The 11,982-nt window shown below is 70.4% G+C and carries 9 protein-coding genes; 5 read left to right on the top strand and 4 right to left on the bottom strand.

What is annotated here, in order from left to right:
• Nucleotides 1-7: 7 nt before the first annotated feature.
• Complete coding sequence (locus tag AB4Y64_RS15575; RefSeq protein WP_441817376.1) at nt 8-3,859, top strand: YhdP family protein; 3,852 nt, start codon at nt 8-10, stop codon at nt 3,857-3,859.
• Nucleotides 3,860-4,053: 194 nt separating this feature from the next.
• The gene (gene tldD, locus AB4Y64_RS15570; RefSeq protein ID WP_441817375.1) at nt 4,054-5,496 is read left to right on the top strand and encodes a metalloprotease TldD; all 1,443 of its coding nucleotides are present in this window, start codon (nt 4,054-4,056) and stop codon (nt 5,494-5,496) included.
• A 16-nt stretch (nt 5,497-5,512) separates the two neighbouring features.
• On the opposite strand, the gene yjgA is transcribed toward tldD, so the two are convergent.
• A complete protein-coding gene (yjgA, locus tag AB4Y64_RS15565; protein WP_441817374.1) occupies nt 5,513-6,067 on the bottom strand; it encodes a ribosome biogenesis factor YjgA in 555 nt (184 codons plus the stop codon).
• Nucleotides 6,068-6,192: 125 nt separating this feature from the next.
• Between yjgA and pmbA the strand changes: the two genes are divergently transcribed.
• On the top strand, nt 6,193-7,560 hold the full coding sequence (gene pmbA / locus AB4Y64_RS15560) for a metalloprotease PmbA (protein ID WP_441817552.1): 1,368 nt from the start codon (nt 6,193-6,195) through the stop codon (nt 7,558-7,560).
• Between the two features lie 100 nt (nt 7,561-7,660).
• Complete coding sequence (locus AB4Y64_RS15555; protein WP_441817373.1) at nt 7,661-8,104, top strand: DUF4870 domain-containing protein; 444 nt, start codon at nt 7,661-7,663, stop codon at nt 8,102-8,104.
• A gap of 51 nt (nt 8,105-8,155) precedes the next feature.
• Here AB4Y64_RS15555 and ispA read toward each other — a convergent pair whose 3' ends face one another.
• From ispA to tilS, 3 genes are all read right to left on the bottom strand, one after another.
• Nucleotides 8,156-9,031, bottom strand: coding sequence for a (2E,6E)-farnesyl diphosphate synthase (gene ispA / locus AB4Y64_RS15550; RefSeq protein ID WP_441817372.1), 876 nt, complete (start codon nt 9,029-9,031; stop codon nt 8,156-8,158).
• 8 nt (nt 9,032-9,039) lie between these two features.
• Nucleotides 9,040-9,324, bottom strand: a complete 285-nt coding sequence (locus AB4Y64_RS15545) for an exodeoxyribonuclease VII small subunit (protein ID WP_441817371.1) — start codon at nt 9,322-9,324, stop codon at nt 9,040-9,042.
• A 119-nt stretch (nt 9,325-9,443) separates the two neighbouring features.
• The gene (gene tilS, locus AB4Y64_RS15540) at nt 9,444-10,739 is read right to left on the bottom strand and encodes a tRNA lysidine(34) synthetase TilS (RefSeq protein WP_441817370.1); all 1,296 of its coding nucleotides are present in this window, start codon (nt 10,737-10,739) and stop codon (nt 9,444-9,446) included.
• A gap of 107 nt (nt 10,740-10,846) precedes the next feature.
• On the opposite strand from tilS, the gene AB4Y64_RS15535 reads away from it, so the two are divergent.
• A complete protein-coding gene (locus AB4Y64_RS15535; RefSeq protein WP_441817369.1) occupies nt 10,847-11,908 on the top strand; it encodes an NADH:flavin oxidoreductase/NADH oxidase in 1,062 nt (353 codons plus the stop codon).
• Nucleotides 11,909-11,982: the final 74 nt, after the last annotated feature.

The following is an 11,982-nucleotide window of genomic DNA, read 5'->3' as shown; positions in this document are numbered from 1 at the left end:
AAGCACGATGCCGACCCCCATGCGCCGCCGCCTGCGCATCGCCCGCCGTGGCCTGGCCTACACGACCGCCCTGGTGCTGGTGCTGATCGCGCTGGTGCTGGCGATCGCCAGCCAGTTGCTGCCGCTGGCCGAAAGCAATCCGCAGCGCGTCGCCGCGTGGCTCAGCGAGCGCGCCGGCCGGCCGGTCTCGTTCGACAGGGTCGAAACCGACTGGACCCGGCGCGGACCGCTGTTGCGCCTGGACAATCTGCGCGTCGGCGCGGGCGATGAGGCGTTCACCGTGGGCGACACCGAGATGCTGGTGTCGGTCTACGCCGGCCTGTTGCCTGGCCACGCCTTTTCCGAGCTGCGCCTGCGTGGCCTCGACCTGACCCTGGAACGCAGCGACGACGCGCGCTGGAAAGTGCGCGGCCTGCCCGGCCAGGAGCAGCCCGCGCGCGATCCGCTGTCGGCGCTGGAAGGCCTGGGCGAACTGCAGGTCATCGGTGGCAAGCTGTCGGTGATCGCGCCGCAGCTGGGCATCGACGCGCGCATCCCGCGCATCGACCTGCGTCTGCGCGTGGACGGCCCGCGCGTGCGCGCCGGTGTCCGCGCCTGGCCGAGCGTTGGCGTGCCCGGCGCCGCCTCCTCGCCGCTGGACGCGGTGTTCGACTTCGACCGCCAGCAGGGCGATGGCAGGGCCTACCTGGGCACGCGTCGCGCCGATCTGGCGGCATGGGGCCCGCTGCTGCAGTTGGCCGGTGTCGGCAGCGAGTCCGGCCAGGGCCGCGCCGAAGCGTGGGCGCAGTTGCGAAGCCACCGCATCACCGATGTGATCATCGATGCCGCGCTCGACCGCGTCGGCCTGCGCGGCCAGGCATTGCCCGGCGGCAAGGTGCCGCGCCTGATGTTCCCGCACATCGAGGCGCGTGCGCGCTGGCGGCTGGTGGACGGTGGCTGGCGCGCGGACGCGCCGAAGCTGCGCATCGACAGTGCCGGCCATGCGCAGAAGCTCGACGGCCTGGCGATCGCGGGCGGCAGCCGTTTCGCACTGATGGCCGACCAGATCGACGCCGGCCCGCTGCTTGCGGCCGCGGCGCTGAGCGACCGGCTCGAGCCTGGCCTTCGCCAGTGGCTGCACAACACCGCGCCGCAGGCGTCGCTGCAACGCATCGAAGTGGCCGGCGTGCGCGGTGGGCCGATGCGCACGCATGCACGCATCGCCTCGTTCGGGTTCAAGGCGGTCGGCAACGCGCCGGGACTGAGCGGACTGGCCGGCGAGTTCGACGGCGATGCCGACGGCTTCAGCCTGGTGCTCGACCAGAAGTCGCCGATGCGGTTCGACTGGCCGAGCGGGTTCGGCGTCGTCCATACCGCCGCCCTGCACGGCATGGTCAGCGGCTGGCGCGAGGGCGCCGGCTGGCGCATCGGCACGCCGTCGCTGGCGATCAAGGGCGATGGCTTCGGCGTGACCGCGCGTGGCGGCCTGTGGTGGCAGGGCGACGGATCGCGGCCGTGGATCGACATCGCCGCCGACATCGACGAGACCCAGGTGCCGGTCGCGAAGGGTTTCTGGATCCATCACAAGATGTCGCCGCGCGTGATCGGGTGGCTCGACTCGGCGCTGGTCGGCGGGCAGCTTCGCAATGGCCATGCGGTGGTGTCGGGCGACCTCGACGACTGGCCGTTCCGCGATCGCAACGGCCGCTTCGAAGCCGTTGCCCAATTGCATGACGCCGTGGTCAAGTTCCAGCCGGAATGGCCGGCGGCGGAAGGTCTCGAGGCCGATGTCGCGTTCATCGCCGACGGCTTCACCGTCGAGGGGCACGGCAAGCTGGCTGAAGTCGCCATCGATCACATCCGCGCCGGCATCGATCATTACGGCGGTGGCGCGCTGACGGTCAAGGCGCAGGGCGGGGGCGACGCCGCGCAACTGCTGAACCTGCTGCGCGCCAGTCCGCTGCAGCACGACCACGCCGACACGCTCAAGAACGTGGTCGCAAGCGGACCGGCCAAGGTCGGCTTCGACATGACCCTGCCGCTGGTCCATGGCGCAGTGACGGCGATCAGCGGGACGGTGGAACTCAAGGACGCCAAACTCGCCGACCCGCGCTGGAAGCTCGCGTTCGACCAGGTCAACGGCTCGGCCATCTACGGGCGCGGCGGTTTCGGCGCCAAGGATCTGCGCGTACGCCATGACGGCCAGCCGGGGCGCTTGTCGCTGCTGGCTGGCGACCAGTACGTGAGCGACAAGTCGCACGTGTTCGAGGCCGGTCTCGATGCCGACATGGCCATTGCCGACCTGCTGGATCGCGCGCCGGAGATGGCGTGGCTCAAGCCTTACGTCGATGGCCGCTCGCGCTGGACGGTCGGCATCGCCATCCCGAAGGCGTCGTCGGGACGCGCCGTGCCCACGCAGTTGCAACTGCGCTCGGACCTGGTCGGTACCGCGCTCAACCTGCCCGCGCCGCTGCGCAAGCCCGCCGGCGACGCGCTGGCGGCGAGCATCGATGCGCCCTTGCCGATGGGCAGCGACGACATCCGCGTGACCCTGGGCAACCTGGTCTCGGTGCGCGCGCGCAGCCGCGAGGATGCCTCGGGCAAATCGCAGACCGGAGTACGGGTCGCACTGGGTGGCGGGCGTGTCGACGAAGCGCCGCCGGCGCATGGCCTGGTGGCCACCGGCCGCGCGCCGGTGTTCGATGCGATCGACTGGATCGCGATGATGTACGGCGGCGGCAGCGGCGGGCTCGCGCTGCAGCGCATCGACGTCACCGCGCAGCGGTTCAACCTGCTCGGTGGCGCCTTCGCCGACACGCATCTGGTCGTGGTTCCAGCCCCACAAGGCGCAATCGCGGTGCAGGTGGAAGGCGCGGCATTGCAGGGCGCGGCGCTGATCCCCGCCGGTGACGGCGCGCCGATCGCGGGCCGGTTCGATCGCGTCTACTGGCGCGCTCCGAAGGCCGCCACCGCGGCCGCCTCCACGCCGGCACCGCCCGCGCCCGCGCCGGCAGGCAACGACGGTTTCAATCCCGCCAGGATCCCGCCGTTGACCATCGACATCGCCGACCTGCGTGTCGCCGATGCGCATCTGGGCGAAGCCAACCTGCGCACGCGACCGAGCAGCAATGGCATGCGCTTCGAACAACTGCGCATGCGCGGCACCGGCCAGAGCCTCGACGTCAGCGGCGAGTGGAGCGGGCGCGGCGCGGCTGCACGCACGCAGATGGACGTGCGGATCGACAGCAAGGATCTGGGCACGTTGCTGGGCGGCTTCGGCATGAGCCAGCAACTGGCCGGTGGTATCGGCACGATGCATTTCGCCGCGGGCTGGAACGGCAGTCCCGCCGACTTCAACCTGGCGACGCTGGAAGGCTCGCTCGATGCCGACATCCGCGACGGTCGCCTGCTCGAAGTCGAGCCCGGCGCCGGCCGCGTGCTCGGCCTGCTCAGCCTGGCCCAGTTGCCGCGGCGGCTGATGCTGGATTTCCGCGACTTCTTCTCCAAGGGATTCGCCTTCAACCGTGCCGGCGGCAAGCTTCGATTCACTGCCGGCACTGCCCACAGCGACGCGATCTCCATCGACGGGCCGGCCGCGCAGATCAGCATCAGCGGCAGCGCCAACCTGCGCGCGCAGAGTTTCGACCAGACCATCGAAGTGCGGCCCAAGGCCGGCAACCTGCTGACCGTGGCCGGCGCCATTGCCGCCGGCCCCGTCGGAGCGGCGATCGGCGCAGCGGCCAATGCGGTCCTGCAGAAGCCGCTGGGGCAGATGGCCTCGCGCACCTACCGCGTCACCGGGCCGTGGAAGGAGCCCAAGGTCGAGGTGGTCGGCAGCGAACAAGGGCGGGCCGAACAGACCGTGCCACCGGCCCGCTGAAGGGCCGGGCCAGACCCGACGCGTCGCCGGCCCGCAGGCCCAGCTGCGGCGGTGCCGTTCGCACTGCCGGCGCCCTCCGGAGCCCGCGGCCCCGGCGCCGCAGCCTTGGAAGGCGACCACTTCGCCCGCATCTAGTGCAGCGTATAACTGCTTTTTCCACCTCTCATTCCACAGCCCGCGAGCCCCCCGACACGATGACCCTGCCCATCCAGATCGCCGAAACCCGCCTGCTCCTGCCCTCCGGGCTCGACGCCGGTGGCCTTGAGCGCACTTTCGGCACCCTGCTCGGACCTGGCATTGACTTCGGCGACCTGTATTTCCAGCACGCCCGCCGCGAGAGCTGGACGGTCGAGGACGGCATCGTCAAGGACGGCGCGCATTCGATCGAGCAGGGCGTGGGTGTGCGCGCGATCAGCGGCGAAAAGACCGGCTTTGCCTATTCCGACGAGATCAACACGCAGGCGTTGCTGGCCGCGTCGAAATCGGCGCGCGCCATCGCCCGCGACGGTTCGACCCAGGCGCCGCATGCGCTGGTGCGCGGCGGCGGTCGTGAACTCTACGTGCCCGAAGATCCGATCGACGGTTACGCCAACGAAGCTAAGGTCGAGGCGCTGCGTCGCGTCGACCGCATGCTGCGCGCGGCCGACCCGCGCGTGCAGCAGGTGATGGTGAGCCTGGCCGGTGGCGTCGACACCATCCTGGTAGCGCGCAGCGACGGCGTGCTTGCCGCCGACGTGCGCCCGCTGGTGCGCCTCAACGTGCAGGTGATCGTCGAACACAAAGGCCGTCGCGAGAGCGGCTACGCCGGTGGTGGTGGCCGTTACAGCTACGCCGAGCTGCTCGATGGCGACAAGCCCGAACAGCTGGCTCGCGAAGCGCTGCGCCAGGCGCTGGTGAACCTGGATGCGATCGATGCGCCGGCCGGCATCATGCCGGTGGTGCTTGGCAGTGGCTGGCCCGGCGTGCTGCTGCACGAAGCCGTCGGCCACGGCCTGGAGGGCGACTTCAACCGCAAGGGTACCTCGACCTATGCCGGCCGCATGGGCCAGCGCGTCGCCTCACCGGGCGTGACCATCGTCGATGACGGCACCTTGCCGGGACGGCGCGGCTCGCTCAACGTCGACGACGAAGGCACGCCGACCAACTGCACCACGCTGATCGAGGACGGCGTCCTGGTCGGTTACATGCAGGACACGCTCAACGCGCGCCTGATGGGCATGGCGCCGACCGGCAACGGCCGCCGCGAATCGTTCGCGCACCTGCCGATGCCGCGCATGACCAACACCTACATGCTGGCCGGGCAGCACGATCCGGAAGAGATGATCCGCTCGGTCAAGAAGGGCCTGTACGCGGTCAATTTCGGCGGCGGCCAGGTCGACATCACCAGCGGCAAGTACGTGTTCTCGGCGACCGAGGCGTACCTGATCGAGGACGGAAAGATCACCGCGCCGGTGAAGGGCGCCACGCTGATCGGCAACGGCCCGGAGACGATGCAGCGGGTGAAGATGATCGGCCACGACCTCGCCCTCGATGAAGGCGTGGGCGTGTGCGGCAAGGACGGCCAGAGCGTACCGGTCGGCGTCGGCCAGCCGTCGCTGCTGATCGACCAACTGACGGTGGGCGGCACGCAGGCGTGATGATGCCGGCGGGGGGCTATTCGTCGTCGGACTCGTCGTCGCCGGTGTCGGCTGCGCCGAGGATCACGCCGCGCAGCTCCCGGTACAGTTCGCGGAACGACTGCGGCGGCTTGTTGCGGTTGCGCTCGTCGATGGCGTTGCGCACCAGTTGCCGCAGGCGCTGGCGGTCGGCCGTCGGGTATTCGTCGAGCAGTTGCGCCAGCGCGGTGTCGCCGTCGGCGATCAGGCGCTCGCGCCAGGCTTCGACGCGGTGCATGGCGGCGATTTCGCGCCGCGCTGCTTCGCCGTTCTCGTCGAGGGCGTCGCGCAGGGCATTGAGGATTTCGTCGTCCTCGCGCCGCATCTGCTTGGCCAGGAACGCCAGCTGGCGCTTGTGGGCGATGTTGGCGGTGATGCGCTTGCACTCGCGGATATGCGGCAGCAGCGAGTCGGGCACGGGCAGCTTGGCCAGCTGCGCCTCGGTCAGCGCCACCAGCTTCTCGCCCAGCGCCAGTACCTCCAGCGCCTCGCGCCGGTTCTGGCTGCGGCTTGGGCTGAGGAACTCGCCGGATTCTTCGTCTCTACCACGCATGACACTTCTTCCTGGATATCGATACATCTCTCCGCGCGCAGTCGTCAGCGCCGCGGAGGGCAAAAACAGGTTCCCGGGCCCAGGCCCGCGGAACGGCAGGCCACAAGGATAAGCCATTGAACGAACTGACTCCCCAATACGCCGCCTCCCTCGGCGACAGCCATGCCCGCCTGGAGTCCCTGGCGGAGGTGTCCCAGCGCCTGCTGGAGCGCTGCCGCGCCGCCGGCGCCACCCAGGCCGAGGTGTCGTGCTCGGAAGAATCCGGGCTCAACGTCAATGTCCGCATGGGCGAGGTCGAGACGGTCGAATCCACCCGCGACCGCGGCATCGCCGTCACCGTCTACTTCGGCCAGCGCAAGGGCAGTGCCAGCACCGCCGACCTGCGCGAGGAAAGCCTCGGCGCCACTGTCGAGCAGGCCTGCGCGATCGCCCGCCACACCGAGGACGATGCCGCCGCAGGTCTGGCCGATGCCGCGCTGATGGCGCGCGACCTGCGCGAGTTCGATTCCTGGCACCCGTGGGTGATCGACGCCGACCGCGCCATCGACCTGGCCCTGGCCTGCGAGCAGGCGGGGCGGGAGTCGGATGCGCGCATCGAGAATTCCGACGGCGCCTCGGTCGGCACCGGCGAGAGCATCAGCGTCTATGCCAATTCGCACGGCTTCATCGGCCGCGAACGCAGCACCCAGCACAGCCTGGGCTGCGCGCTGATCGCCGGTCGCGGCGACGCGATGCAGCGCGATGGCTGGTACAGCATCGGCTTGTCGGCCGACGATCTGGAGTCTGCCGCCACCATCGGTCGCAAGGCCGCCCAGCGCGCCGCCTCGCGCCTGCAGCCGCGGCAGATCGCGACGGGCGAGTACCCGGTGCTGTTCGCCGCCGAGATGGGGCGCTCGCTGATCGGGCACCTGCTCGGCGCCGTCTCCGGTGGCGCGCTGTACCGCCGCGCCAGCTTCCTGGTCGATTCGGTCGGCACGCAGTTGTTCCCGGACTGGTTCGCGATCGATGAGCTGCCGTTCCTGGAGCGTGGCTTCCGCTCGTGCTCGTTCGATGCCGAGGGCGTGGCCACGCGCGAGTCGCCGCTGGTCACCGGCGGCGTGCTCCAGCGCTACATCCTGGGCAGCTACTCGGCGCGCAAGCTCGGCCTGCAGACCACCGCCAATGCCGGCGGCGTGCACAACCTCCAGGTCGAGGCCAACGCCGGCGACCTCGACGCCATGCTGGCCGGGATGGGCCGCGGCCTGCTGGTCACCGAGTTGATGGGGCAGGGCGTGAACACCGTCACCGGCGACTACTCGCGCGGCGCCGCCGGATTCTGGATCGAGAACGGCCAGATCCAGTACCCGGTCGACGGGATTACCGTGGCCGGCAACCTGAAATCCATGTTCACCGCGATCGAGGCCGTCGGCAGCGACGTCGACCCGCGCTCGCACCTGCGCACCGGCTCGATCCTGGTCGGGCGGATGACGGTGGCCGGCGAAACCCAGGAGTGAGCGCTACCCCCTCGCCCGGCTCAGGGCGAGGGGCAGGGGCGCGCTTGACCTGTCACTGCCGCGAGTGGAAAGTGGCCTTAACAGTCAAGGGAGCAGACTCATGAGCGAAAACCCGAACGATCCGAGCCCGTACTCCGCGCCCCCGCCGCCGCCGGAAAGCAACCTGGGCGGCATATCGGCCGAGCAGCGTCAGTGGGCGATGTTCGCGCACCTGTCGGCCATTGCCGGCGCCGTGCTCACCTCCGGAATCGGCGGCTGGGGCACGTTCCTGGGACCGCTGATCATCTGGCTGATCAAGAAGGACACCATGCCCTTCGTCGAAGACCAGGCCAAGGAAGCGCTGAACTACAACATCACCGTGGCGATCGTGTTCTTCGCCCTGTGGGTGCTGGTGTTCATCACCCTGGGCATCGGCTTCCTGATCGCGATCCCGGCCTGGCTGGTCGTCGGCGTGGCATGGCTGGTGTTCACCATCATTGCCGCGGTGAAGTCGAACGAGGGCGTCAGCTACCGTTATCCCTTCACGCTGCGCCTGGTGAAGTAAGGCCTGCAACCGGGTGCGGCCGATCGCCGCGCCCGGGTTGTCACGCGCTGATCAGCGATCGCGCTCGATCGCGAGCCGGCCCAACGCCGCCAGCGCATCGGCACGCGCACCGAACGGCGCCAATGCCGCCGTCATCGCCGCGCCGAGCTCCTGCAATCGTGCACGCGAAGCCTCCAGGCCGATCAACGCCGGGAAGGTTGCCTTGTCCTGCGCCACGTCCTTGCCCGCGGTCTTGCCGAGGGTGGCGCTGTCGCCTTCGATGTCGAGGATGTCGTCGCGCACCTGGAACGCCAGGCCGAGTGCATCGGCATAGCGGTCGAGGTCGTCCAACTCGCTCGCCGATGCGCCGCCGCACAGTGCACCCATGCGCACCGCGGCACGGATCAGCGCCCCGGTCTTGAGTGCGTGCAGCGTTTCGAGATCAGCCACCGATACCGTGGCGCCGTTGCCGGTGGCAGCCAGGTCGAGAGCCTGGCCGCCGCACATGCCGGCGGCGCCGGAGGCCGTCGCCAGCGTACGCAGCAACGCGACCCGGACGGCATCCGATACCGGGGCATCAGCCAGGACTTCGAAGGCCAGCGATTGCAGTGCGTCGCCAGCCAGTACTGCGGTGGCCTCGTCGAAGGCGACGTGCACGGTCGGCTGGCCGCGGCGCAGGGCGTCGTCGTCCATCGCCGGCAAGTCATCGTGCACCAGCGAATAGGCGTGGATCAGTTCGACTGCGGCCGCGGGTGCGTCCAGGGCGTCCGCCCCGGCACCCAGCGCCGCGCCGCTGGCGTACACCAGCAGCGGCCGCATGCGCTTGCCGCCCAGCAGCACGGCGTGGCGCATGGCCGCATGCAGCCGATGCGGTGGCAGCGAAGGGTCGGGCAGGACTCGGGCGAGCGCCGCGTCGGCGCGTTCGCGCCAGCCGGCCAGGTCAGACATCACTGACGTCAGGCATCGTTGGGCGACTGGGGCGACAGTGCGGCGAAGTTCTCGGCCGCGGCCGGGTTCTGCGGGTCGCTGAGCAGGCGCACGCGCAGTTCGGCCTGCTCCAGCGCACTCTGGCAGCGGCGGTAGAGGCCGACGCCGCGCTCGTAGGCAGCCAGCGAGTCCTCCAGGCTCATCTCGCCGTGTTCCATCTTCTCGACCAGTTGTTCGAGCGCATCCAGCGATTGTTCGAAATCGCTGACAGGCGAGGCGGAGGAAGCGGCTTCATTGGCGGTTTTTCGCGACATGGGCGAAGTTTGCGACCGCGCCCGGCGGGGGTCAATTGCCGCAGCGGGTCAGTAGGCAATGCGTCGCGGTTCATGCGATCGCCATTCCCGCAGCCGCGCTCCGCGCAGCCGCGGTGCGATCAGGCGTCGTCCCAGGCCAGCCGCGCCCCGTGCTGGCGCAGCCAGGCATCGAACGGTGCCGAATAGGCCAGGTCGGCGATGGCCAGCAAGTGGCCATCGGCGTCGCTGAGCAACGGCAGCCGCTCGCGCAGCCACGGCGGCACGCCCAGGTCCTGCAGCACGTGCTTGAGTGCATGCGAATGGGTGCGCCCGGGCTGGACGATGCGTTCGCCGCCCTGGCGGGCGTGCACCACCACCCCTGCGGCCAGCGCCACGGCGCCCTCCAGTCGCAGTTGCCCGCCGTGCGGCAGCGCCAGTGGGGTGTCGCCGTTCCACGGGCTGCGCCAGTGTCCGGGCAAGCGCGGGCGGATCGGACCGGCATGCAGCAGGTCGCGCCAGCTGCGCACCGCCACGCCACGCCAGGCGAATTCGGCCTCGGCGTCCTCGTCTGCCGCGAGCACGTCGGCCTCGATGCGGGCGACACCCTGGGCGGGCAAGGCGGGCAGGGCGAGTCCGGCGATCCAGCGCCGCAGCACGCGCGCGCGGCGCGCGGCCGGCATCGCCAGCAGGCGACGGCGCGAGAGACAGTGCGGGTCGGCGGTGGCGGCAGCCGCCAGCGCCTGTGCGTCGCCTTCCTCGAGCAGGTCCCGCGCCTGCGCCGACAGGCCCGCCGATTGCGCCAGCGCCGCATCGGCGTGCGGCCAGCGTTCGCGCAACAACGGCATCACGCGCTGGCGCAGGAAGTTGCGGTCGAACGCGGTGTCGGCGTTGCTGGGGTCGTCGATCCAGTCCAGCCCGTTTGCACGCGCGTAGGCCAGCAGGTCGGCGCGGCCGTGGTCGAGCAGCGGCCGCCACAGCCGGCCAGCGCCGAACTGCCGCCAACGACGCATCGCCGCCAGGCCGTCGCTGCCCGAGCCGCGCAGTGCGCGCAGCAGCAGCGTCTCGGCCTGGTCGTCACGGTGATGGGCCAGCGCCAGCACTTCGGCGGGCGCAAGCGCGTCGGCGAACGCACGATGCCGGGCGGCGCGCGCAGCGGCCTCGGGGCCGTCGCCATCAGCGACCACGCTCACCCGCACCACGGTCAGTGCAACCTCCAGCGCTGCGCACGTCCGCGCGCAGTGCTCGGCCCAGGCATCTGCGTGCGGATGCAGGCCGTGGTGCACGTGCAGGGCGCGCAGCGGGATGGCGCCGGACGTGTTCGCCAGCAGGTGCAGCAGCACGCTGGAGTCCAGGCCGCCGCTGTAGCCCACGCACAGCGGCGCGGCAGGCAGGTCGTGGAGCGCGTGGGGCAGCGCTGGCGGGGTTGCGGGTGGCATCTGCCGATGGTGCCACGGCGGTGGAATGCAGCAACCCATCGTTGGGGCTGGGCGGGCCGCCGCCGCGGACGCACCATCTACTCACCCAGACACATGGAGAGACGGTTTTGGCCCGGTTATTCGACCCTTTCGAGCAACGTTCGCTGACCCTGCGCAACCGCCTGGTGGTCGCGCCGATGTGCCAGTACTCGGCGGTCGACGGCGTCCCCAATGACTGGCACCTGGTGCACCTGGGCAGCCGCGCAGTGGGCGGCGCGGGCGCGATCATCGCCGAGGCCAGCGCGGTCGCGGCCGAAGGCCGCATCTCGCCGGCAGACACCGGCATCTGGAACGACCGCCAGGCCGAAGCCTGGGCACGCATCGCCCGCTTCATGGCCTGCCAGGGCGCCGTGCCGGGCATCCAGCTCGCCCACGCCGGTCGCAAGGCCAGCACGGCGCCGCCGTGGCTGGGCGGCATTGCCGTGAGCCAAGCCGATGGCGGCTGGTCGCCGGTTGCACCCTCGGCGATTGCGTTCAGCGAAACCTCGCCGGTGCCGCGCGCGCTGGATGAAGCGCAGTTGCACAACCTCGTCGACGACTTCGCCTCGGCCGCGTGGCGCGCGCACGCCGCCGGCTTCCGCCTGATCGAACTGCATGCCGCGCATGGCTACCTGCTGCACCAGTTCCTGTCGCCGCTGTCGAACCGGCGCGACGACGCCTACGGCGGCAGTTTCGAAAACCGCACGCGCCTGCTGCTGGAAGTGCTCGATGCGGTGCGCAAGGTCTGGCCGGAGCGGTTGCCGCTATGGCTGCGCATTTCCGCCACCGACTGGGCCGAAGGCGGCTGGGATGTCGAACAGAGCATCGAGCTGGCGCGGATCGCATCCACGCGCGGTGTCGACCTGGTTGATGTGTCCAGCGGTGGCCTCGTGCACGGCGCGAAGATTCCGCTGGAACCGGGCTACCAGGTGCCGTTCTCGGCGCGCATCCGCCGCGAAGCGGGCATTGCGACGGGCGCGGTGGGTCTGATCACCGAAGCGGGGCATGCCGAGACGGTGATCGAACGCGGCGATGCCGATGTCGTGCTGCTTGCGCGCGAATTGCTGCGTGACCCGTATTTCCCGCGCCGCGCCGCGCGCGAGCTGGAAGCCGAGCTGCACGCGCCGGAGCAATACCTGCGCGCGTGGTGAGGTGTTCACGGGAGCCGGCAAGCCGGCTCCGGTGAAGGTCGCGCCAACACGATCAGGCCGCTTTGATCAGGCTT

Source organism: Lysobacter sp. TAF61 (assembly GCF_052113485.1).
In the GTDB taxonomy this organism is placed as follows: Bacteria; Pseudomonadota; Gammaproteobacteria; order Xanthomonadales; family Xanthomonadaceae; genus Lysobacter_J.
Note: the sequence above shows the minus strand (reverse complement) of the source record. Positions and strands in the feature narration are given on the sequence as shown.

Bases quoted from the DNA above. Each gene is read 5' to 3' on its own strand.
- AB4Y64_RS15575 (WP_441817376.1), top strand. From the start codon at position 8: ATGCCGACCCCCATGCGCCGCCGCCTGCGCATCGCCCGCCGTGGCCTG.
- tldD (WP_441817375.1), top strand. From the start codon at position 4,054: ATGACCCTGCCCATCCAGATCGCCGAAACCCGCCTGCTCCTGCCCTCC.
- yjgA (WP_441817374.1), bottom strand. From the start codon at position 6,067: ATGCGTGGTAGAGACGAAGAATCCGGCGAGTTCCTCAGCCCAAGCCGC.
- AB4Y64_RS15555 (WP_441817373.1), top strand. From the start codon at position 7,661: ATGAGCGAAAACCCGAACGATCCGAGCCCGTACTCCGCGCCCCCGCCG.
- ispA (WP_441817372.1), bottom strand. From the start codon at position 9,031: ATGTCTGACCTGGCCGGCTGGCGCGAACGCGCCGACGCGGCGCTCGCC.
- AB4Y64_RS15545 (WP_441817371.1), bottom strand. From the start codon at position 9,324: ATGTCGCGAAAAACCGCCAATGAAGCCGCTTCCTCCGCCTCGCCTGTC.
- tilS (WP_441817370.1), bottom strand. From the start codon at position 10,739: ATGCCACCCGCAACCCCGCCAGCGCTGCCCCACGCGCTCCACGACCTG.